This window comes from Sphingobium sp. (assembly GCF_041987595.1).
GTDB lineage: Bacteria > Pseudomonadota > Alphaproteobacteria > Sphingomonadales > Sphingomonadaceae > Sphingobium.
On the sequence record NZ_JBHIWJ010000051.1, the window covers coordinates 1 to 19,234 of the forward strand.

General features: G+C 66.2%; 17 protein-coding genes and 1 riboswitch. Of the genes, 5 read left to right on the plus strand and 12 right to left on the minus strand.

The genetic code is table 11. The features are described 5' to 3' along the window. Positions 1–785 (plus strand): tyrosine recombinase XerC (locus tag ACFC3J_RS13735; protein WP_375196724.1); only part of this gene is annotated, 785 nt, incomplete at its 5' end. Here the strand turns inward: ACFC3J_RS13735 and ACFC3J_RS13740 are convergent. The 4 genes from ACFC3J_RS13740 to rsmI are packed head-to-tail and all read right to left on the minus strand — an operon-like array spanning position 782 to position 3,627. Beyond that, positions 782–1,381: a DedA family protein gene (locus tag ACFC3J_RS13740; protein ID WP_375196725.1), complete on the minus strand. Its 600-nt coding sequence runs from the start codon at positions 1,379–1,381 to the stop codon at positions 782–784. The genes ACFC3J_RS13735 and ACFC3J_RS13740 overlap by 4 nt on opposite strands. Positions 1,382–1,397: 16 nt before the next feature. Further along, positions 1,398–2,372, minus strand: coding sequence for a glutathione synthase (gene gshB, locus ACFC3J_RS13745; RefSeq protein ID WP_375196726.1), 975 nt, complete (start codon positions 2,370–2,372; stop codon positions 1,398–1,400). A 47-nt stretch (positions 2,373–2,419) separates the two neighbouring features. Further along, positions 2,420–2,788, minus strand: a complete 369-nt coding sequence (locus tag ACFC3J_RS13750) for a YraN family protein (protein WP_375196727.1) — start codon at positions 2,786–2,788, stop codon at positions 2,420–2,422. Then, complete coding sequence (rsmI, locus tag ACFC3J_RS13755; protein WP_375196728.1) at positions 2,785–3,627, minus strand: 16S rRNA (cytidine(1402)-2'-O)-methyltransferase; 843 nt, start codon at positions 3,625–3,627, stop codon at positions 2,785–2,787. Before rsmI ends, ACFC3J_RS13750 begins: the two co-directional genes overlap by 4 nt. A gap of 71 nt (positions 3,628–3,698) precedes the next feature. On the opposite strand from rsmI, the gene ACFC3J_RS13760 reads away from it, so the two are divergent. After that, complete coding sequence (locus tag ACFC3J_RS13760; protein WP_375196729.1) at positions 3,699–4,856, plus strand: penicillin-binding protein activator; 1,158 nt, start codon at positions 3,699–3,701, stop codon at positions 4,854–4,856. A gap of 4 nt (positions 4,857–4,860) precedes the next feature. Here the strand turns inward: ACFC3J_RS13760 and ACFC3J_RS13765 are convergent, their stop codons facing one another. Continuing rightward, positions 4,861–5,640, minus strand: a complete 780-nt coding sequence (locus ACFC3J_RS13765) for an ABC transporter ATP-binding protein (protein ID WP_375196730.1) — start codon at positions 5,638–5,640, stop codon at positions 4,861–4,863. Then, a complete protein-coding gene (locus ACFC3J_RS13770; protein ID WP_375196731.1) occupies positions 5,634–6,629 on the minus strand; it encodes a FecCD family ABC transporter permease in 996 nt (331 codons plus the stop codon). Before ACFC3J_RS13770 ends, ACFC3J_RS13765 begins: the two co-directional genes overlap by 7 nt. Before the next feature lie 38 nt (positions 6,630–6,667). Between ACFC3J_RS13770 and ACFC3J_RS13775 the strand changes: the two genes are divergently transcribed. Further along, positions 6,668–7,477: an ABC transporter substrate-binding protein gene (locus ACFC3J_RS13775; protein WP_375196732.1), complete on the plus strand. Its 810-nt coding sequence runs from the start codon at positions 6,668–6,670 to the stop codon at positions 7,475–7,477. 4 nt (positions 7,478–7,481) lie between these two features. Here the strand turns inward: ACFC3J_RS13775 and ACFC3J_RS13780 are convergent, their stop codons facing one another. Continuing rightward, positions 7,482–9,326, minus strand: coding sequence for a TonB-dependent receptor plug domain-containing protein (locus ACFC3J_RS13780; RefSeq protein WP_375196733.1), 1,845 nt, complete (start codon positions 9,324–9,326; stop codon positions 7,482–7,484). Between the two features lie 167 nt (positions 9,327–9,493). Continuing rightward, positions 9,494–9,691: riboswitch (cobalamin riboswitch) on the minus strand. 126 nt (positions 9,692–9,817) lie between these two features. Between ACFC3J_RS13780 and ACFC3J_RS13785 the strand changes: the two genes are divergently transcribed. Both ACFC3J_RS13785 and ACFC3J_RS13790 read left to right on the plus strand, forming a co-directional pair. Then, entirely contained in the window at positions 9,818–10,807 is a 990-nt protein-coding gene (locus ACFC3J_RS13785; protein WP_375196734.1) for a threonine/serine dehydratase, read from the plus strand. After that, positions 10,807–11,328, plus strand: coding sequence for a molybdenum cofactor guanylyltransferase (locus tag ACFC3J_RS13790; RefSeq protein ID WP_375196746.1), 522 nt, complete (start codon positions 10,807–10,809; stop codon positions 11,326–11,328). Before ACFC3J_RS13785 ends, ACFC3J_RS13790 begins: the two co-directional genes overlap by 1 nt. Positions 11,329–11,331: 3 nt before the next feature. On the opposite strand, the gene cobA is transcribed toward ACFC3J_RS13790, so the two are convergent. The 5 genes from cobA to ACFC3J_RS13815 form a co-directional block, all read right to left on the minus strand. After that, on the minus strand, positions 11,332–12,114 hold the full coding sequence (gene cobA, locus ACFC3J_RS13795; protein ID WP_375196735.1) for a uroporphyrinogen-III C-methyltransferase: 783 nt from the start codon (positions 12,112–12,114) through the stop codon (positions 11,332–11,334). After that, positions 12,101–14,713 carry a molybdopterin-dependent oxidoreductase gene (locus ACFC3J_RS13800; RefSeq protein WP_375196736.1) on the minus strand — a complete coding sequence of 871 codons (2,613 nt, stop codon included), beginning with the start codon at positions 14,711–14,713 and terminating at the stop codon, positions 12,101–12,103. The genes cobA and ACFC3J_RS13800 overlap by 14 nt, the downstream gene beginning before the upstream one ends. Positions 14,714–14,826: 113 nt before the next feature. Then, positions 14,827–15,162: a nitrite reductase small subunit NirD gene (gene nirD / locus ACFC3J_RS13805; protein ID WP_375196737.1), complete on the minus strand. Its 336-nt coding sequence runs from the start codon at positions 15,160–15,162 to the stop codon at positions 14,827–14,829. Between the two features lie 5 nt (positions 15,163–15,167). Continuing rightward, positions 15,168–17,687 (minus strand): nitrite reductase large subunit NirB, encoded by a 2,520-nt coding sequence (nirB, locus tag ACFC3J_RS13810; protein WP_375196738.1) that lies wholly within the window; start codon positions 17,685–17,687, stop codon positions 15,168–15,170. A gap of 302 nt (positions 17,688–17,989) precedes the next feature. Beyond that, positions 17,990–19,231: a nitrate/nitrite transporter gene (locus tag ACFC3J_RS13815; protein ID WP_375196739.1), complete on the minus strand. Its 1,242-nt coding sequence runs from the start codon at positions 19,229–19,231 to the stop codon at positions 17,990–17,992. Between the last annotated feature and the right edge of the window lie 3 nt (positions 19,232–19,234).

The window sequence follows — 19,234 nt, forward strand, 5'->3', positions numbered from 1 at the left end:
CCTTCCTGGCGGAACATCGCGGCGAAGCGGTGACGGCGGCAATGCTGCGGACGCTGGAACAGGCGGATTTGCGCGCCTTTCTGACGGTTCGTCGCATGGACGGGCTGGGCAATGTCTCGGCGGCGCGAGAATTGTCGGCGGTGCGCGGTTTCCTGCGCTTTGTCGGCGGCAACGACGCGCATGTGCCGATGCTCAGGGGGCCGCGGGTCAAGCGCGGGCTGCCCCGGCCGGTGTCCCCCGACGAAGCGGTCGCGCTGGCCGGGGATATTGCCGAAACGGCCCGCGAGGAATGGATCGGCGCGCGGGACTGGGCCGTGCTTTTGCTGCTTTACGGAGCGGGACTGCGCATCGGGGAGGCGATGGGGCTGACCGGGGCGGTACTGCCGCTGGGCGAGACGCTGCGGGTCACGGGAAAACGGGGGAAGACCCGGATCGTGCCGCTCCTGCCGCAAGTAAGGCAAGCGCTGGATCGCTATGTCGCGCTGTGCCCCTTCGCTGCGCAGAAGGATCAGCCGCTGTTCCGCGGGGCGCGGGGCGGGCCGCTCTCCCCTGCGCTCGTGCGGCGATCGGTGCAGGGTGCGCGGGGACGGCTGGGGCTGTCGGAGCGAACGACGCCCCACGCGCTGCGGCACAGTTTCGCGACGCATCTGCTGGGACGCGGGGCGGATCTGCGCTCACTTCAGGAATTGCTGGGACATGCCAGCCTGTCGTCGACGCAAATCTATACGCAGGTCGACGCCGCGCATCTGCTGGACGTTTACCGCAACGCCCACCCGCGGGCCTAGCCCCGCGGCTTCCATGTGATGAGTCGCCAGAGGTAAAACAGGATGGCGCCGATCACGCAGGCGGTCGCGACAGGGCCGACATATTTGTCGATGTCGCGGAAATTCTGGCCAAGAACAAAGCCCGCATAGGCCAGAATGATGTTCCAAACCAAGGCGCCGCCCGCCGTCCAGAGCAGGAATCGGACATGCCCCATGCGGAACAGCCCGGCGGGCAGCGAGATCATGGTGCGGAAAGCGGGCATGAAGCGGAAGACGAATACGACGATCTGGCCATATTTGCCGAAAATATGGTCAAGCGCCTCGACATCCTTCCATTCCAGCGTCGCCCAGCGGCCATAGCGGTCGACGATCGGCTTCAACCGGCCAAAACCCAGCACATGGCCGATCAGATACCAGAAATAATTGCCGATCATGGTGCCGGCCGTGCCCGCGAACAGCAGCCAGCCCATATCCATCCGCCCCTGCCCGACCCGGATGCCGCCGATCCCCATGATGAGTTCGGAAGGGATGGGCGGAAACACGTTCTCAAGGACCATCAGGGCGAAAATGCCCCAATAGCCGCCTGCGTCGATCAGACGGAGGACCCATTCGGTCATGATGGATCGCTGCGGTTCAGGCAGCCGTCCTTGCCGCAAGGCGGGTGTCGATCGCATCCCAGATCATGCTGCCGGTATCGGTGCCGTTGAAGGCGTCGATCGAGACGATTCCGGTGGGCGAGGTCACGTTGATCTCCGTCAGCCACTCGCCACCGATCACGTCGATGCCGACGAACAACAGGCCGCGCCGCTTGAGTTCCGGACCCATGGCGGCGCAGATTTCCAGTTCGCGATCGGTCAGTTCGGTCTTGGCGGCGGAGCCTCCGACCGCCAGGTTCGAGCGGATCTCGCCTGCGCCGGGGATGCGATTGATCGCGCCCGCGACTTCGCCGTCGATCAGGACGATGCGCTTGTCGCCCTGCGCGACGCCGGGAATGAAGGCCTGCACCATGAAAGGCTCGACCCAGCTGCTTTTGAACAGTTCCACCAGCGCCGAGAGATTCGCGCCGGACTGCCCGACATGGAAGACGGCGTTGCCCGCATTGCCATAAAGCGGCTTGACCACCACCTCGCCATGTTCGGCAAGGAAGCTCTTCACCTCGTCCAGATCGCGGGTGATCATCGTCGGCGGCATGAAGCGCGCATAGTCCAGCACGAACAGCTTTTCCGGCGCATTGCGGACGGAGGCGGGGTCGTTCACCACCAGCGTCTCCTGCTCTATGCGCTCCAGCAGATGGGTGGCGGTGATATAGCTCAAATCAAAGGGCGGGTCCTGACGCATCAGGACCACGTCGACATCGCGGCCGAGATCGAGAATCTCCGGTTCGCCCAAGGCATAATGATCGCCGTCGACCTTCTGAACCTTGACCGGACGCGCTTTCGCCAGCACGCGGCCGTCGCGATAGGTGAGGTCGGGCGCGAGATAATGATAGAGCCGATGGCCTCTCGCCTGCCCCGCCAGCATGATGTGGAAGGTCGAATCCCCCTTGATGTTGATCCCTTCCATCGGGTCCATCTGCACGGCGACGGTGAGCGGGTTGAGCTGGGTCATGAGCGTTTCGCGTTCCTTCGAGTGGCGGCCAAAAACCGGAAAGCGACTTACGCCCCGTGCCAGACGTTGGCCAGATGGCGTGGCGGACGGCCCGGCGCAAGGAGCATCACGTCGATTCGCATGTCGTCGCCCGGTTTTGCAAGGTCATAGAACAGCATTTCCGCCGCCGCCGCGACCCGCGACAGACGCCGTTCGTCGATCGCCAGATCGAGATCGGCGCCGGTCGCCCGCGCCTTTACCTCGACAAAGGCCAGCATCCTGCCGCGCCGGGCGACCAGATCGACCTCGCCCGCAGGCGTGCGCATCCGGCGCCCGACGATCTGCCAGCCTTTCAGACGAAGCCACCAGCCCGCGATGCGCTCCGCCTGCCGCCCGCGCTTTTCGGCGGCCAATTTCGCATTGAGGGGACGCTTCACCCCTTGAGTTCCAGCGCGCGGTCGTAAAGCGCGCGGCGATCGAGGCCGAGTTTCCTGGCAACCTCGCCCGCCGCCTTGGAGACGGGGAGCCGCTCCATCGCCTCCAGCAGCGCGGCGTCGGCATCCTCCGCGCTGGCGGGTGGCGCCTCGCCGGGCGGGCCGACGATGACCACGATCTCGCCCTTGGGCGGAGCATCGGCGTAGCGCGCGGAGAGTTGTGTCAGCGTGCCGGTGGCGGTTTCCTCGAAAGCCTTGCTGATCTCGCGGGAGACGGCGGCGTCGCGGTCGCCCAGATGCTCGGCCATGGCGGCGAGGCTTTCCGACAGGCGCGGGCCGCTTTCATAAAAAACCAGAGTGGCGCGCAGGCTCGCGACCTCGCCCAGCGCATCGCCGCGCGCCTTCTGTTTCGACGGCAGGAAGCCCATGAACAGGAAACGGTCGGTCGGGAGGCCCGAGAGCGTCAGCGCCGCGATCACGGCGCTGGGACCGGGCAGCGTCGTGATCCTGCGTCCCGCCGCCCGCGCATCGCGCACCAGCTTATAGCCCGGATCGGAGATGAGCGGCGTCCCGGCATCGGACAGCAGCGCGACCGATTCGCTCGCCATCCGCTCGGTCAGGCGGGCGCGGACGCCCTCGGCGCTATGATCGTGATAAGGCACCATCGGCCTGTCCGACCCGGCATGACGCAGCAGGCGTGCGCTGACCCGTGTATCTTCCACGGCGATCACATCGGCCAGCCGCAGGACTTGCGCGGCGCGGGGGCTAAGGTCTCCAAGGTTGCCGATCGGCCCCGCAACGATGTAAAGCCCTGCCTCAAGCCTAAAAGTATCAGTATCCATAAGGACGCCAGATGACAGAGACGGATGCCCCCCGGCAAGCGGACTTGTTCGCTTTGATAAAAGGGGTGGGGATGAAACGCGCCGGACGGATCCTGTTCGCAGCCACCGCGCTGCTGGTCGCCGCCTGTCAGTCGATCGTGCCCAAGGGGCCGGGTCCGGCGCAGCCCACCGGCCCGGCGCCGACCGGACCGGAAGTGACGGAAGGCCTGCCCACCGACACGCTGCGCCACCGCGTCGCGCTGCTGGTGCCGATGAGCGGTCCCAATGCCGGCGTCGGCCAGTCCATCGCCAATGCGACGACCCTCGCCTTGCTGGATACCAAGGCCGACAGGGTGCGCATCACCACCTATGATACCGGCGCCGGTGCGGCGGCGGCGGTGAACCGGGCGCTGGCGGACGGCAACAAGCTGATCCTGGGACCGCTGCTGGCGGAAGATGCGCGAATTGTGGGTCCCATTGCGGCGCGGGCCAATGTGCCGGTGATCAGCTTCTCCAACGACACCAGCGTCGCCGGGAACGGCGTCTACATCATGGGCTACAACCCCAGCCAGTCGATCGAGCGGGTGGTGGAATTCGCCAAGGGCAAGGGCCTGTCGCACTTCGCCGCGCTGGTGCCAAAGGGCACCTATGGCGAGCGTTCGGGCACCTCTCTGCTGCGCGCGGTCGAGGGCGTGGGCGGGACGGTCGTGTCGATGCAGACCTTCGACCGCAGCCCGGCTTCGATCACGGCGGCGGTCCGGAAGTTGCAGGCCTCGTCCAGCTATGACGCGCTGCTGATCGCCGACAGCGGCCGGGTGGCGATGCAGGTCGCGCCGATCGTGCGGAAGAATGGCGGCGCGACGGCGCGGCTGCTGGGCACGGAATTGTGGAATACCGACAGCGCCATCGCCGCCAGCCCGGTGCTGCGCGGGGCGTGGTTCGCCAGCGTTTCGGACGGGCTGTATCGCCAGCTCGCCACCAAATATCGGGCGCGTTACGGCAATGCGCCGTTCCGGCTGTCGGCGCTGGGCTATGATGCGGTGCTGCTGACCGTGCGGATCGCGCGCGACTGGAAGCCGGGCACGACCTTCCCGGCGGCGCGACTGCGCGACGCCGGCGGCTTTGCCGGGATTGACGGGGCGTTCCGCTTCGGGCGCGACGGCATCGCCGAACGCGCGCTGGAGGTTTCGGAAATCGCGGCCGGAACCTTTACCGTGGTGGCCCCCGCGCCGCGGGCGTTCGCGGAGTAAGGGATCAGCCCCTGATCCGCCCTGTGGGCAGGATCAGGGGCCAGTCGCCATCAGGGTCGATACAGGCGGAAATGCCATAGACGCGGGCGAGGCTCGCCTCGGTCAGCACATCGAGCGGCCCGCCGTCGGCCACAGCCCGGCCGCGATCCATCAGCACCAGCCGGTCGCAATAGCGCGCCGCCATACTGAGGTCATGCAGCACGGCGACGACGAGCGAACCGGCGGCGGCCTCCAGCTTCAACAGATCCATTACATCGATCTGATGTCCCGGATCGAGCGCCGCCAGCGGCTCGTCCGCGATCAGTGCAGGGGCGCCCACGGCCAGCGCACGGGCCAGCAACACGCGGGCGCGCTCGCCGCCCGACAGCTCGGTCGCCACCCGCCCCTTGAGATGCAGCACATCGGCGCGCTTGAGGGCCGCGTCCACCCGTGCCTCATCCTCTGCGGACAGGCGCGACAGCGGCCCCAGATGCGGCATCCGGCCCAGCGCCACCAGCCGCTCGACCGCCAGCGGCCAGTGCAGTGTCTGGCCCTGCGGCAGATAGGCGATGCGTTTGGCGATCTCGCGCCGGGTGAACCGGCTGCTGTCGGCGCCGTCGATCAGGACGGATCCGCTTTCCCGTTTCACAAGGCCCAGCATGGCGCGGATCAGCGTCGACTTCCCCGCGCCATTGGGACCGATGATGCCGACCAGCTGGCCCGGCTCCAGCGCAAGATCCACGCCGCTGACCGCCGCATGGCTGCCAAGGCGGACGGAGAGGCCCTGCGTGCGGATCGTCACCATAGCCGCCGCTCCCGCATCAGATGGATCAGGAATATCGGCACGCCCAGCAACGCCGTCAGCACGCCGAGCTTCAGTTCGCTGCCGGTCGGGATCAGTCGCACGCCGATATCCGCCAGCGTCAGCAGCACCGCCCCGCCGAGCATCGAAGGCAGCAGGATCGCCGAGGGCGAGCGATCAGTGAGTGGCCGCACCAGATGCGGCACGATCAGCCCGACAAAGCCGATGGCGCCCGACACCGCCACCGCGCCGCCCACGCCGATGGCGACGCCCAGCATCATGCGCAGGCGTGCCCGGCGAAGATCGATGCCCAGCGCCTGCGCGCCGTCCTCACCCAGCGTCAGCGCGTCGAGCGTCCGGCCATCCGCGATCAGCAGCGCCGCGCCCACGGTCACGCAGGGCAGCGCGATCCAGACATGGCTGTAGCTGCGATTTTCAAGGCTCCCCATCAGCCAGCTCATGATCTCCATCGCCGCGAAGGGATTGGGCGAGAGGTTGAGCGACAGGCTGATCCCCGCCCCGGCAAGCGTCGCTATGGCGATGCCGGCGAGGATGAGGGTGAGTGGACTTTCCGCAGGACCAGACAGCAGGAACAGGGCGCCGATCCCGATCAGGCCGGTCAGGATCGCGAGAGCCGGGAGCGCTAGCGGATGCGCCTGCGCCAGCCCAAAATAGAGCGCGCCGACCGCGCCCAGCGCCGCGGCATTGGACGCTCCCAGCACCGAAGGTTCGGCCAGCGGATTACGCAGATAGCCCTGCAAGGCCGCGCCCGACAGGCCCAGCATGGCGCCGACGATCAGGCCCAGCAGCATGCGCGGCAGGCGCAGGTCGAGCAGGATGGCGCGGGCCACCTCATCCCCGCCTCCGCACAGGACCGCCACGATACGCGCCGGGGATAGCGACACCGCGCCCAGCGCAACCGAACCGAGCGCCGCCAGCAGGAGCAGCGCGACCTGCGCCGGGATCAGCAGGGGGTGGCGGCGGACGCTCACGCTTTGCCTGCCCGACGGAGCTTGCTAAAGGCGGGGCCATGCGAGGCTACAGAATGATCGCGGCGCTCTGCGCGCTCGGGCTGATGGGGGCCGCGCCCGCGCCGCCCCGGCATATCGTCTCGCTCAACACCTGCGCGGATCAATATGTGCTGGCGCTGGCCGATCCGGGACAGATCGCCGCGCTCAGTCCCTATGGCCACGACCCCGAACTGTCGGCGGCGGTCGACAAGGCGCGGGCGCATCGCACGCTCAGGCGCCCGGCCGAGGAAGTGCTTGCGATCCGGCCCGATCTGCTGATCGGCTTTCCGATGGGCGACAGCGTAGTCGGCGCGCCACCGGGGCAATGGCATAGTTTGGGGCTGGCGAGCGCGGACAGCTATGCGATGATCCTGACGCAGATCCGGCAGGTAGCGGCGGCGGTCGGCCATCCGGAGCGGGGGGAAGCTTTGATCCGGGCCATGAACCGCGACCTTGCCGCCCTGCCCCGCGCCCGGCGCGGCGGCATCGCGGCCTATTATCAGCGCCGCGGCTATATGACGGGCACCGGCACGCTGGTCGATGATCTGATGAAGCGGGCGGCCCTCGTCAATCTGGCGGGAAAGCTGGGCAAGCCATCGCTGTCGCAGCTTTCGCTGGAGGAGATGGTCGCCGCCCGGCCCGACTGGCTGATCGTCGAAAGCGGCAGCGAGAAAGTCGTCGATCAGGGGACGGAGATGCTGCACCATCCGATCCTGCGATCCATCCCCCGCATCCGCGTGCGACAGGCATGGACCGTGTGCGGCGGCCCCGCTTATGTCGAGGCCGCGCGCTCCATCATAGCGCAGCTGAATGCTGCGCCACGCCGATGAACGATCAGAAACCGACACGCACGCCACCAAAGGCCGAGCGGCCATAGGTGCCATAGCCATAGACGGTGGCGTATTCCTCATCGGCCAGATTGTCGATGCGGCCGTAGATTTCCAGATTCTCCATGACCGGGAAGGATGCCCGAACGCCCAGCAATGCGTAGCCGTCCAGCCGCACCGCATTGGTGGCGTCGTTGAAGCTGTCGCCCACCATGGTCAGCGTCGCGCCGGTCGACAGGCGGAAGGGCCAGACATAGTCGGCCGATACGCTGACCGCATTGGCGGCGCGGCGCGGCAGGCGGGCATCGGTGTCGCGATCCCGCGCATCGACATAGCTGTAGGCCGCCGTCACGGTCAGCGCATCGACGGGCTTCAGCGTCAGCATCGCCTCCACGCCCTTGGCCCGCGTGCGGTCGAGATTGCCGTAGATCGACGTGGCATAATCGAAATTGATCTGGTTGCGGGTGTCGCGCAGGAAGGCCGTCAGCGAGAGCATCACGCGGTTGCCGTCCAGGCTCTGGTCGAAGCCGATATCATAGCTTTGCGAGCGTTCGGGCTTCAGCGCATTGTTGCCGCTGAAACTGTCGTAAAGCTGATAGAGCGAGGGCGCCTTGAACCCCTCGCCATAGCTGGCGCGAAAATTGGTCGCGCCGCCATTGGGGGTGTAATTGGCGTTGGCGCCGAAGGTGGTCGCACCGCCGAACTGGCTGTGATCGTCATGCCGCACGCCGCCGGTCAGCGACAGGCCCGCGATCGGCTTCACCACGGCGAGGGCATAGACGCTGTCGATATTCGCCCTGGCCTTGCCGACGACTTTATCCCCCGTGAAGAAGTCATAATAGAAGAAATCATAGTCCGGCCGTTCATGCTCGTAGCCGAAGACCAGCTTCGCCTGATCGACCGGCTGATAGACGCCCTCATATTCGAAGCGCAGATTGGTGCCGGAATAACCATAGTCCGGCGCGGTGCCGCGCACGAAATAATAGTCGCGGTCGTTGCGGAACCAAGTCACCGCCGCCCGATTGGTCAGCCTGCCGTCGAACAGCGACAGGTTAAGACCCGCATAGCCGACATATTGGTCGAGCTTGCTGGCGTCGCTCGTGTCCATCGGCGCTCCGAAGAAGACGTCGGTGTCAAGATCGGCATGGATATAATAGCCGCGCAGGTCGAGGCTCAGCGCATCGCTGAAGTTGAGCTTCAGCTTGGCGTTGGTGGCGATATTCTCGTACCCGTCCTTTTCAGCGCCGTTGGCTGCGGCGGAAATGCCGTCGGTTTTGAACCAGGCGACACCCACTCCGCCCGACGCGATCCCGGCCGTGCCGGAAATATCGGCCTTGGCGTTCAGCGTATCGGCATAGCCATAATCTACCGAAGCATTGCCGCCGAAACCCTCCGCCGGCGACCCGGTCAGGATGTTGACCACCCCGCCGATCGCCTGACTGCCATAGACTACCGAGTTGGAGCCGCGCAGCACCTCGATCCGGCGGATATTGCCGGTCAGCAGGTTGCCGAAATCATAGGCGTCGCCAATGCCGCTCGGGTCGTTGACCTTTACCCCGTCGATCAGCACCAGCGTCTGCGTCGTCTCCGCGCCGCGCAGCGAAATGCCGGTGACGCCGCCGACCGGATCGGCCCGGTTGAACCGGACGCCCGGCGTGGTGGCGAGCAGGTCGGCGATGCTGACGCTCTGGCGGGTCTGGATCGTGTCGGCATCGATAACCGTCACGGCCTGACCCACCTCGTCGCGGGGCTGTTCGATGCCGATCGCGGTGATGATGATCTCCTCATCCGCCTGCGCCAGGGCGGGGTGCGCTGCCAGCAGCGCCGCGATGGAGATGGTGGCTTTCAACATTGTCTTTATTTCCCTGAGCGCCATTGCGACTTGGCTCAGGGCGTCCGCGTGGCGCGGCCGGACAGGGGAGCGGCAAGACGCCAGTGCCCTTCCCCACACCGATGCGGCCCTGCGCCGCTGCGTCGCTCAGACGGAAAACCGTGCCATGGCCGATCCCTGGACCAGGGCAAGAGCGACCAGACGCCGGCAGGTCTCCTGGCTTGCGGGTCAATGCGGCGATGCACGCCTTCCCGGACGTCATTGTCCAGTGGCCGGGCAAAGCCCATGTGCATCGCGCTCGCCGCTTACAGTTGCAGGGACAGCAGGGGATTTGCACCCCATTCCCATTTTCAGCCCTATCGGGCACCGGCGCGATCTTCTTTGCGGGCGGGATTTGCCCCCGCTCACGCCGCGCGCCATAAGGGAAAGCGAGAGCCATGCCAAGGGGAACGAAACGGTCCTTGCCGATCGGTTCCGGTGCGATTGTATGGGCGATCATGGAAGGAGACCGCATGTCCGATCGCTTCGCCATCACAACCGCCGATGTGGAGGATGCCGCGCGAGTCATTGCCCCTGCCGCGCTGCGCACGCCGCTGCTGGAGAATGCGGCGCTGAACGAACGTTGCGGCCGTCGCGTGCTGGTGAAGTTCGAAGGGGCGCAGCATAGCGGATCGTTCAAGTTCCGGGGGGCCTATAACCGGCTGGCGCGGCTGGATGCGCAGCAGCGCAAGACAGGCGTGGTCGCCTGGTCCTCCGGCAATCATGCGCAAGGGGTCGCCTTCGCCGCGCGGCTGCTGAACATCCCCGCGACCATCGTGATGCCGGCCGATGCGCCCGCGATCAAGACGGCGAACACGCGGGCGCTGGGGGCGGAAGTGGTGCCTTATGACCGCTTCGCCGAAAGCCGGGAGGAGATCGCCACAGCGCTGGCGACCGGGCGCGGGGCGGTGCTGGTGCCCTCCTTCGACGATCCGTTCATCATGGCGGGGCAAGGGACGATCGGTCTGGAGATTCTGCGGCAGGCCGAAGAGATGAACGCAGCCGTCGGTCAGATACTGGTCAATTGCGGCGGCGGCGGCATGGTTTCAGGCATTGCCACGGCCGTTAAGGGCAAACGGCCCGACATCGCCATCCATGCCGTCGAGCCGGCAGGTTTCGACGACACCGCCCGCTCGCTGAAAAGCGGCAGGCGGGAAAGCGTGTCGCCCGAAGCGCGCTCGATCTGCGACGCCCTGCTCTCGCCCTCGCCGGGCGCGCTGACCTTTCCGATCAACCATGCGCTGCTGGCAGGCGGCCTCACGGTCAGCGACGATGAGGTGCGCGATGCGATGCGCTTCGCCTTCTCCTCCCTGAAGCTGGTGGTCGAGCCGGGGGGCGCCGCGGCGCTGGCGGCGATGCTTGCGGGGCGGGCGCCGCAGGTCGAGGGTGCGAGCGTGGTCGTGATCTCGGGCAGCAATGTCGATCCGGACAGCTATGCCCGGATCATCGCGGGCGGCGAATGATGCGGCTGTTGGGCGCGGTTTTGGCGGGGGGCCGGTCCAGCCGGTTCGGCGGCGACAAGGCGCTGGCGGTGTGGAAGGGGCGAACGCTGTTGGAACATGCCGTGGCCTCGCTGGCGCCGCATGTCGAAACGGTGGTGATCTGCGGCCGCGAGGGCGGGCTGGCCGACCGGCCCGCCCCGGACATGGGGCCCTTGGGCGGGTTGAACGCCGCGCTGCACCATGCGGCGGAGCAGGGTTTCGGCGCCGTGCTGACGACCGGATGCGACATGCCGGTCTATCCGGCGGAGCTTGCCCAAGCGCTGGCGGGAACGGGCGCGGCGGTGCTCAAGGGGCAGCAACTGATGGGCTATTGGCCTGCCTCGCTCGCCCCCTTGCTCGACGCGCATCTGGCGCAGGACAATAGCCGCTCCATCTATGGCTGGCTGGAGCGGATCGGCGCGCGGATCATCGAGCGGCCCGAATGGGTGTTGCCCAATATCAACCGGCCGGAGGATCTGGCCGGACTCATCCTTAAGCCCTGATCCTCAGGCCCTGACGGCGGCGCCCGCCATGATGTCCGCCGGGACATGCGTTCCCCCAACCGCCTCGCCGATCAGCAGCAGGGTCGGGTCTTCGTCGCTGATCGTCTGAACCAGAAAGGCCAGGGCGGAAAGCTTGCCCCGGATCAGCCGTTCGTTGGGCAGGGAGACGTTGACCGCCACCATGACCGGCGTTTCGGGATCGCGCCCGGCGGCGATCAGCGAGCGGCTGATTTCACCTGCCGCCGCACGGCCCATATAGATGCCGAGCGTGCTGCCGGGGCGTGCCAGCGATTCCCAGTCGAGCTTCAGCGACTCGCCGGCCTTCAGATGCGCCGTCACGAGCGTCAGTCCACGCGCCACCCCGCGCAGGGTGAGCGAAGCGCTGCCGCTGGCGGCCGCCGCGCTCGCCGTGGTGATGCCGGGGCAGATGCGGAAGCGGATGCCGTCGGCGGCGAGATGTCCCACCTCCTCCGCCGAGCGGCCGAACACCGACGGGTCGCCGCCCTTCAGGCGAACGACGCGCTTTCCTGCCTTCGCTGCGGCGAGCAGCAGATCGTTGATGCTGTCCTGCGCCTTGCTGTGGCGGCCGGAGCGCTTGCCGACGCTGACCCGTTCCACGCCGTCAGGGATGAGGTCGAGCACGCCCGGCCCCACCAGCGCGTCGTAGAAGACGATTTCCGCCGCCGCGATCAGCTTTTCCGCCTTGCGCGTCAGCAGGTCCGGGTCGCCGGGACCTGCGCCCACCAGCCAGACTTCACCGGGGGCGATAAGTTCATTCGGCTGCATGGAGCGTCTCCTGCGTGCTTTGGGCAAGAATATTGGCGATGGCGGGGCGGCAGGACCCGCAATTGGTCCCGGCGCCGAGCGCCTTGCCGACGGCGGCAACGTCGACCAGCTCCTGTTCGCGGATGGCCGCGACGATCTGGTTGAGGCCGATGTCGAAGCAGACGCAGATGGTCGCGCCCTTGTCCGGCTGGTTGCCGGGCCCGCGCGCCGCAAGAACGGAGCCGCCCACCCCCTCGGCTTCCAATTGCCGGATCAGCCAGTCGCGCGAGGGCAGCAGGCCGGTGCGGGTCATGAACAGCACGCCGTTCAGCCTGCCCCCGCTGATGGTCGCGATCCGGCGGGTACCGCGCGAGGCGTCCATGGCTTCGACGCGGTCGCCCTTGGGCAGAAAGGCATCGAGCCGCGCCGGATCGCCATTGCCGGCAATCTCGTAGAGCGCGCCGCCCGGCACGGTGATCCGCGTCGACCAGAGGCAGGGCAGCTTCACCGGCTCATCCCCGCGCAGGATCAGGAAGCCCTTCCACTCGGTCGCGACCTTCTCGACGCTGGCCGGAGTGGCCTTGAAACCCGGCTGACCCGAATGGGGGTCGACCAGCGGACGCGGCAGCAGGCCGGTGCGGCCGCCGGTCGACATCTGATCGGTCCAGTGGATCGGGGTGAAGATTTCGCCGGGCCGCTGACCGTCGCTCAAGGCGACGCGAAAGATGCTGTTGCCCTGAGCGGTCTGCACGCGGGCCAGATCGCGGTCGGACAGCCCCAGCTGCTCCGCATCCTGCGGGTGGATTTCCACCAGCGGTTCCTCGCGATGGCGGGCGAGCTTGGGCGAGAGACCCGTCCGGCTCATCGTATGCCACTGGTCGCGATAGCGGCCGGTGTTGAGCGTCATCGGCCACTGTCTGAGCGACTCCTGAATCTCCATCTGCTTCGTCAGGACAAAGCGCGCCCTGCCGTCGGGCGTGGAGAATCGCCCATCGCCGAAGGGCTTCTCCCCTCCCCAGCGGAACGGCTCCATGGCGTCGTAGGCGTCGTTGCCGATGGTTGCCTGGCGGCGCAGGTTCAGCACCCGCTGGCCGTCATTCTGATAGGCCGTCAGGCGGGCATGTTCGCGCCAGATGTCGGCTGGCCGGTCATAGGCGAAGGCATTGCGCCAGCCCATGCGGCGTCCGACTTCCTTGACGATCCACCAGTCGGGCTTCACCTCGCCCGGCAGCGCCAGGAAGGGACGCTGCCGGCTGATGGTGCGGTCCGAATTGGTGACGGTGCCGTCCTTCTCGCCCCAGCCGGCGGCGGGCAGGCGGACATGCGCATGGGTGGAGCTGTCGGTGTCGGCCATGATGTCCGACACGACGAGAAAGGGCACCGTTTCCAACGCCTCGCGCACGCGGCCCGCATCGGGCAGCGAGACGGCGGGGTTGGTCGCCATGATCCAGAGCGCCTTGATCCGGCCTTCGTTGATGGCGCGGAACAGATCGACGGCCTTCAGGCCCGGCTTGGTCGCCATGGCCGGCGCGGCCCAAAAACGACCCACCCGCTCCACATTTTCCGGCGCGAAGTCCATATGCGCGGCCAGCGTCGAGGCCAGCCCGCCGACTTCGCGCCCGCCCATGGCGTTGGGCTGGCCGGTGATCGAGAAGGGCGCTGCGCCCGGCTTGCCGATGCGGCCGGTGGCGAGGTGGACGTTGATGATTGCATTGACCTGATCGGTGCCGCGGATCGACTGGTTGATGCCCTGACTGAACATCGTGACGGTGCGCGGGGTCGCGGCGAACAGCCTGTAAAATTGTTCCAGCAGCGCAGGTGCGATGTCGCAGGTCTTTGCCGTGGTCCAGAGGTCATGGCCGGTGCGGATATGCTCCCAGAAGCCGTCGGGGGCATTCACATGATCGGCAACAAACGCCGGATCGGTGATCCCCTCCGCGTCGCACCATGCCAGCAGGCCGTTCATCAGCGCGACGTCAGTGCCGGGCTTCACCGGCAGATGCAGGTCCGCGCCTTCGCAGGTTTCGGTGCGGCGCGGATCGATGACGACCAGCTTTGTGCCGCGTGCAGCGCGGGCGGCCTGGATACGCTGATAGACGATGGGATGGCACCAGGCGGTGTTGGAGCCGACCAGCACGATCAGGTCGGCTTCGTCCAGATCGCCATAGGTGGCGGGCACCACGTCTTCGCCGAACGCCCGGTTATGCCCGGCGACCGCGCTCGACATGCAGAGGCGCGAATTGGTGTCGATGTTCGCCGAACCGATAAAGCCCTTCATCAGCTTGTTGGCGACATAATAGTCTTCGGTCATCAGCTGGCCGGAGACATAGAAGGCCACGCTGTCCGGGCCGTATCGCTCGACGGTGTCGCGGAATTTCTTCGCCACAAGGTCCAGCGCCCTGTCCCAGCTTGCCCGTCTGGCGCCGATCATGGGGTGCAGCAGGCGGCCGGTCAGGCCCACCGTCTCGCCCAGATGCGTGCCCTTGGAACACAGGCGCCCGCCATTGGCCGGGTGCGCTCCATCGCCCCGGATCGTGACCGACCGGTCGCCGGTCGGCGTGGCCGAGATGCCGCAACCGACGCCGCAATAGGCGCAGGTGGTGCGGATGGCCTGAGTCATGTCCTACCTCTCGATCCGAAAGAGAGAGAATGGGGTGGAGGCGCGTGCCGCAAGGGATGGCCAGCACGCCGCCTCCACCCGGGTTCCCGCCGGCAAGAGCGGGAACCGCAAGCTCACGCAGCCGCCCTCAGCGAAGCGGGGCGGGCGATCAGAATGCGACCGCCTTCCTGCCTGACCTCGATGGTCGGCGTGCACCCTTCGTCCGCGCCCTGAGCCTCGCCCGTCCTGAGGGCGATGTTCCAGTTGTGCAGGGGGCAGGCGACGCTATGGCCGTGGACGATGCCCTGACTGAGCGGTCCCTTCTTGTGCGGGCATTCGTTGACCAGCGCGAAGACATGGTCGTCGCCCGTGCGGAACACGGCGATTTCCTTTTCCCCCGCGATCTGAACGGTACGGGCGCCGCGCTGGGGAATGTCGGCCAGCGTTCCGATGTCGATCCAATCGGTCATGTCGTTCACTCCGCAGCGATGGCGATGGGTTCAAGCGGCTGGTGCAGTTCGGCGTCAGCACCGGCTGCGCGCTGCGCCCAGGGATCATCCTGAGAGAAGCTCTGCGAATAGAGGAACCGGCTGCGGAGCGCCTCGCGGCCTGCATCGTCTTCCACGATCCGGCTCTTGATATATTCGACCCCCACGCGCTCGATCCACGGCGCGGTGCGTTCCAGATAGCGCGCTTCCTCGCGATAGAGCTGGGTGAAGGCGGCGCAATAGTCCATCGCCTCCTGCTCGGTCGCGACCTTGCACAGCAGGTCGGTGGCGCGGACATGGATGCCGCCATTGCCGCCGACATGCAGTTCATAGCCGGAGTCGACGCAGACCACGCCGAAATCCTTGATCGTGGCTTCCGCGCAATTGCGGGGGCAACCCGACACCGCGATCTTGAACTTGTGGGGCATCCACGATCCCCAGGTCATCCGCTCGATCTTGACGCCAAGGCCGGTGGAGTCCTGCGTGCCGAAGCGGCACCATTCCGATCCGACGCATGTCTTCACCGTGCGCAACGACTTGCCATAGGCATGACCCGACACCATGCCAGCGGCATTGAGGTCGGCCCAGACGGCGGGCAGGTCTTCCTTCTTGATGCCGAAGATGTCGAGCCGCTGGCCGCCCGTCACCTTCACCATCGGGGCATCATATTTCTCGACCACGTCAGCAATCGCGCGCAGTTCGCGCGGATTGGTGAGGCCGCCCCACATACGCGGCACGACCGAGTAGGTGCCGTCCTTCTGGATATTGGCGTGCATCCGCTCATTGACGAAGCGGCTCTGCTGGTCGTCCTGATATTCACCGGGCAGAGCGCAGAGCAGATAGTAATTGAGCGCCGGGCGGCAGGAGGAACAGCCGTCAGGCGTCGACCAGTGCAGCTTCTGCATCACCTCGGGGATGGAACGCATATTCTGCGCCACGATCTCACGGCGGACATCGTCATGGCCAAAGCTGGTGCATTTGCACATCGTCTTGGGACCAGACTGCACGTCATCGCCCAAAACTACCGCCAACAGGTTTTCGACGAGACCCGTGCAGCTGCCGCAGCTGGCCGAAGCCTTGCAAGTGCCGCGCACCGCGTCGAGGCTGCATGCGCCCTTTTCGATGCAGGCAACGACCTGGCCCTTGCTGACGCCGTTGCAGCCGCAAATCTCGGCATCGTCCGAGAGCGCCGCAACGGCCGCCTTAGGGTCCAGCGCGCCCCCTCCCGAGGCGAAGGCCTGACCGAAGATCAGCAGGTCGCGGATTTCGCCGACATTCTCGCCGCGCTTGAGCAGGTCGAAATACCAGCCGCCGTCCGCCGTATCGCCATAAAGCACCGCGCCGACGACCTTGTCGTCCTTGACGACAACGCGCTTGTACACGCCGCGCGAGGCGTCACGCAGGACGATGTCCTCGCAGCCCTCGCCCCCGGAGAAATCACCGGCGGAGAAGACGTCCAGCCCGGCCACCTTGAGCTTGGTCGAAGTAACCGAGCCCTTGTAGCCCGTGTGCTGGTCGGTGAGGCCGTCGGCCAGGCTGCGGCACATGTCCCACAGCGGCGCGACAAGGCCATAGACATTGCCGTCATGCTCGACGCACTCGCCAACTGCGAGCACATCGGGGTCGCTGGTGACCATGTGATCGTCGACCTTGATGCCGCGGTTGACCTCCAGCCCGGCTTCACGCGCCAGAGCCGTCGAGGGACGGATGCCCACCGCCATGACGACAAGGCTCGCCGGGATTTCCCGGCCGTCCTTCAGGCGCACACCCTCGACCTTGCCGTCGCCATAGATGGCTTCGGTATTGGCGCCGGTCAGGATGGTCTGGCCGCGTGCTTCGAGCGCACTCTTGAGAAGCCAGCCCGCAGCTTCGTCGAGCTGCCGCTCCATCAGCGTGTCCATGAGGTGGATGACCGTCACCTTCATGCCCCGCAGCGTCAGGCCATGCGCGGCTTCCAGTCCAAGCAGACCACCGCCGATCACCACCGCGTCTCCGCCCCTATCGGCGGCTGCCAGCATGGTGTCGACGTCCTTCATATCGCGGAAGCTGATGACGCCGGGCAAATCCTTGCCCGGAACCGGGATGATGAACGGGTCGGAACCCGTTGCGATCAGCAGCTTGTCATAGCCGACGGTGCGACCCGATTGGCTCGTGACGGTCTTCGCGGCGCGGTCTATGCCCGTCACCGGATCGCCCGCGATCAGCTCGATATTGTTTTCCGAATACCATTCGCGGCTGTTGATGATGATGTCATCGAAGCTCTTTTCGCCGGCCAGAACCGGCGAGAGCATGATGCGGTTATAGTTCACATAAGGTTCTGCACCGAAGATGGTGACGCGATAGCGCCGCCCGCTTTGCCCAGGCTTGTCCCGCGCCAGCAGTTCCTCAACCGCGCGACAACCGGCCATGCCGTTGCCCACGACAACCAGATGTTCCTGAACATCCTCGGACGGCACGAAGATTTCCTCTTCGTTCGCCGTTTCGGGTCCGTTGTTCTGAAAATCCATCCCTTGACTCCAGAATAAAAAAAAGCCGCCATCCGGACCCATGGGCTTCGAACCCAGAGGTCTGGATGGCGGCCTTGCCATCATGTGCGCCTTGATGATCCGTCCCTGGACCACCGCAGCTATGCAGGAAGGACAACCCTGTCCTTTGCATTGCAGCATATTCTTCTGACGATTCGCGTCAAGCGATTCCTCGCGGCACGATGTATTTTTCCTTCAACCCACCGCCGCCTCTCGCAAACGCAACAAAGGGCGGCGGCCTTATCGCGGGCCGCCGCCTCCCCTCCTGACAGACCGCGATCGGATCAGATGCGCGCCGCGCTCGTCCATGTCGTGCGCCAGCGGACACGGACCAGCAGGATGCCGACGAAGGCGACCAGAGCCAGACCCGCGAAGATCAGGAAGCCCGGAGCGAAGCTGCCGGTGAACTGCTTGGCGATACCCAGCGACGACGCCAGATAGAAGCCGCCGATGCCGCCCGCCATGCCGACCAGGCCGGTCATGACGCCGATCTCTTCCTGAAAGCGCTGCGGAACCAGCTGGAACACCGATCCATTGCCCACGCCCAGCGCCAGCATCGCGGCGACGAAGAAGCCAAGGGCCGAGAACAAAGTCGGCGCAAAAGACACGCAGGTCAGAGCCAGAGCGGCAGCGATATAGACGATCATCAGCGCCCTGATGCCGCCGATCCTGTCAGCCAGCGCGCCACCCATCGGACGGATCAGCGACCCGGCGAACACGCAGCCCGCGGTGCAATAGCCCGCGACCACCGGGGTCAGACCGAACTGATCGGTGAAGTAGATCGGCAGCGAGGCGGCCAGCCCCACAAAACCGCCGAAGGTCACGGCATAGAAACCCATCAGCCACCATGCGTCGGCGCTCTTGAGCGGGTGGAAATAGTCCACCAGCTTTTTGGGCGCAGGCGCGTTGGGCGAATTCTTCGCCATGATCATGTAGAGGACGAACACGATGGTCAGTGGAATGCAGGCAAGGCCCAGCACGGAGTTCCATCCGAATGCCTTGGCCAGCATCGGCGCGAACAGAGAGGCCAGCACTGTGCCGGAGTTGCCCATCCCTGCAAGGCCCATGGCCTTGCCCTGATGCTCGGCCGGATACCAGCGGCTGGCAAGAGGCAGCGCGATCGCGAAACTTGCCCCCGCAAAGCCCAGGATCACGCCCAGCGCCAGCGTGCCGCCGAAGCTGTTGACGCCCATGAACCAGGCGGTGAAGAGGCCCAGAATGACGATCACCTGACTGATCGCGCCGGCCTGCTTGCAGCCTATGCGATCGACCAGCAGGCCGTTCACCACCCGCAGCAGAGCGCCAGCGAGCGTCGGCACCGCAACCATCAGGCCCTTTTCCGCCGGCGTCAGGCCCAGCGTCTTGGAGATGGAGGGGGCCAACGGCCCCAGCAGCACCCACACCATGAAAGCGAGATCGAAGTAGAGGAAAGCGGCGATCAGGGTCGGTACATGCCCGGCCTTCCAGAAACTGGTCTGGCCGGCCTCCCCTTCGCCTTCCGGGCGATCCCAATAAGCAGTTGCCATGAT

Excerpts from the sequence above, each read along its gene's own strand:
- ACFC3J_RS13775 (WP_375196732.1), top strand. The coding sequence starts at position 6,668 with ATGCGAGGCTACAGAATGATCGCGGCGCTCTGCGCGCTCGGGCTGATG.
- ACFC3J_RS13800 (WP_375196736.1), bottom strand. The coding sequence starts at position 14,713 with ATGACTCAGGCCATCCGCACCACCTGCGCCTATTGCGGCGTCGGTTGC.
- rsmI (WP_375196728.1), bottom strand. The coding sequence starts at position 3,627 with ATGGATACTGATACTTTTAGGCTTGAGGCAGGGCTTTACATCGTTGCG.
- ACFC3J_RS13740 (WP_375196725.1), bottom strand. The coding sequence starts at position 1,381 with ATGACCGAATGGGTCCTCCGTCTGATCGACGCAGGCGGCTATTGGGGC.
- cobA (WP_375196735.1), bottom strand. The coding sequence starts at position 12,114 with ATGCAGCCGAATGAACTTATCGCCCCCGGTGAAGTCTGGCTGGTGGGC.
- ACFC3J_RS13780 (WP_375196733.1), bottom strand. The coding sequence starts at position 9,326 with ATGTTGAAAGCCACCATCTCCATCGCGGCGCTGCTGGCAGCGCACCCC.
- nirB (WP_375196738.1), bottom strand. The coding sequence starts at position 17,687 with ATGGATTTTCAGAACAACGGACCCGAAACGGCGAACGAAGAGGAAATC.
- ACFC3J_RS13765 (WP_375196730.1), bottom strand. The coding sequence starts at position 5,640 with ATGGTGACGATCCGCACGCAGGGCCTCTCCGTCCGCCTTGGCAGCCAT.
- ACFC3J_RS13790 (WP_375196746.1), top strand. The coding sequence starts at position 10,807 with ATGCGGCTGTTGGGCGCGGTTTTGGCGGGGGGCCGGTCCAGCCGGTTC.
- nirD (WP_375196737.1), bottom strand. The coding sequence starts at position 15,162 with ATGACCGATTGGATCGACATCGGAACGCTGGCCGACATTCCCCAGCGC.
- ACFC3J_RS13785 (WP_375196734.1), top strand. The coding sequence starts at position 9,818 with ATGTCCGATCGCTTCGCCATCACAACCGCCGATGTGGAGGATGCCGCG.
- gshB (WP_375196726.1), bottom strand. The coding sequence starts at position 2,372 with ATGACCCAGCTCAACCCGCTCACCGTCGCCGTGCAGATGGACCCGATG.
- ACFC3J_RS13815 (WP_375196739.1), bottom strand. The coding sequence starts at position 19,231 with ATGGCAACTGCTTATTGGGATCGCCCGGAAGGCGAAGGGGAGGCCGGC.
- ACFC3J_RS13760 (WP_375196729.1), top strand. The coding sequence starts at position 3,699 with ATGAAACGCGCCGGACGGATCCTGTTCGCAGCCACCGCGCTGCTGGTC.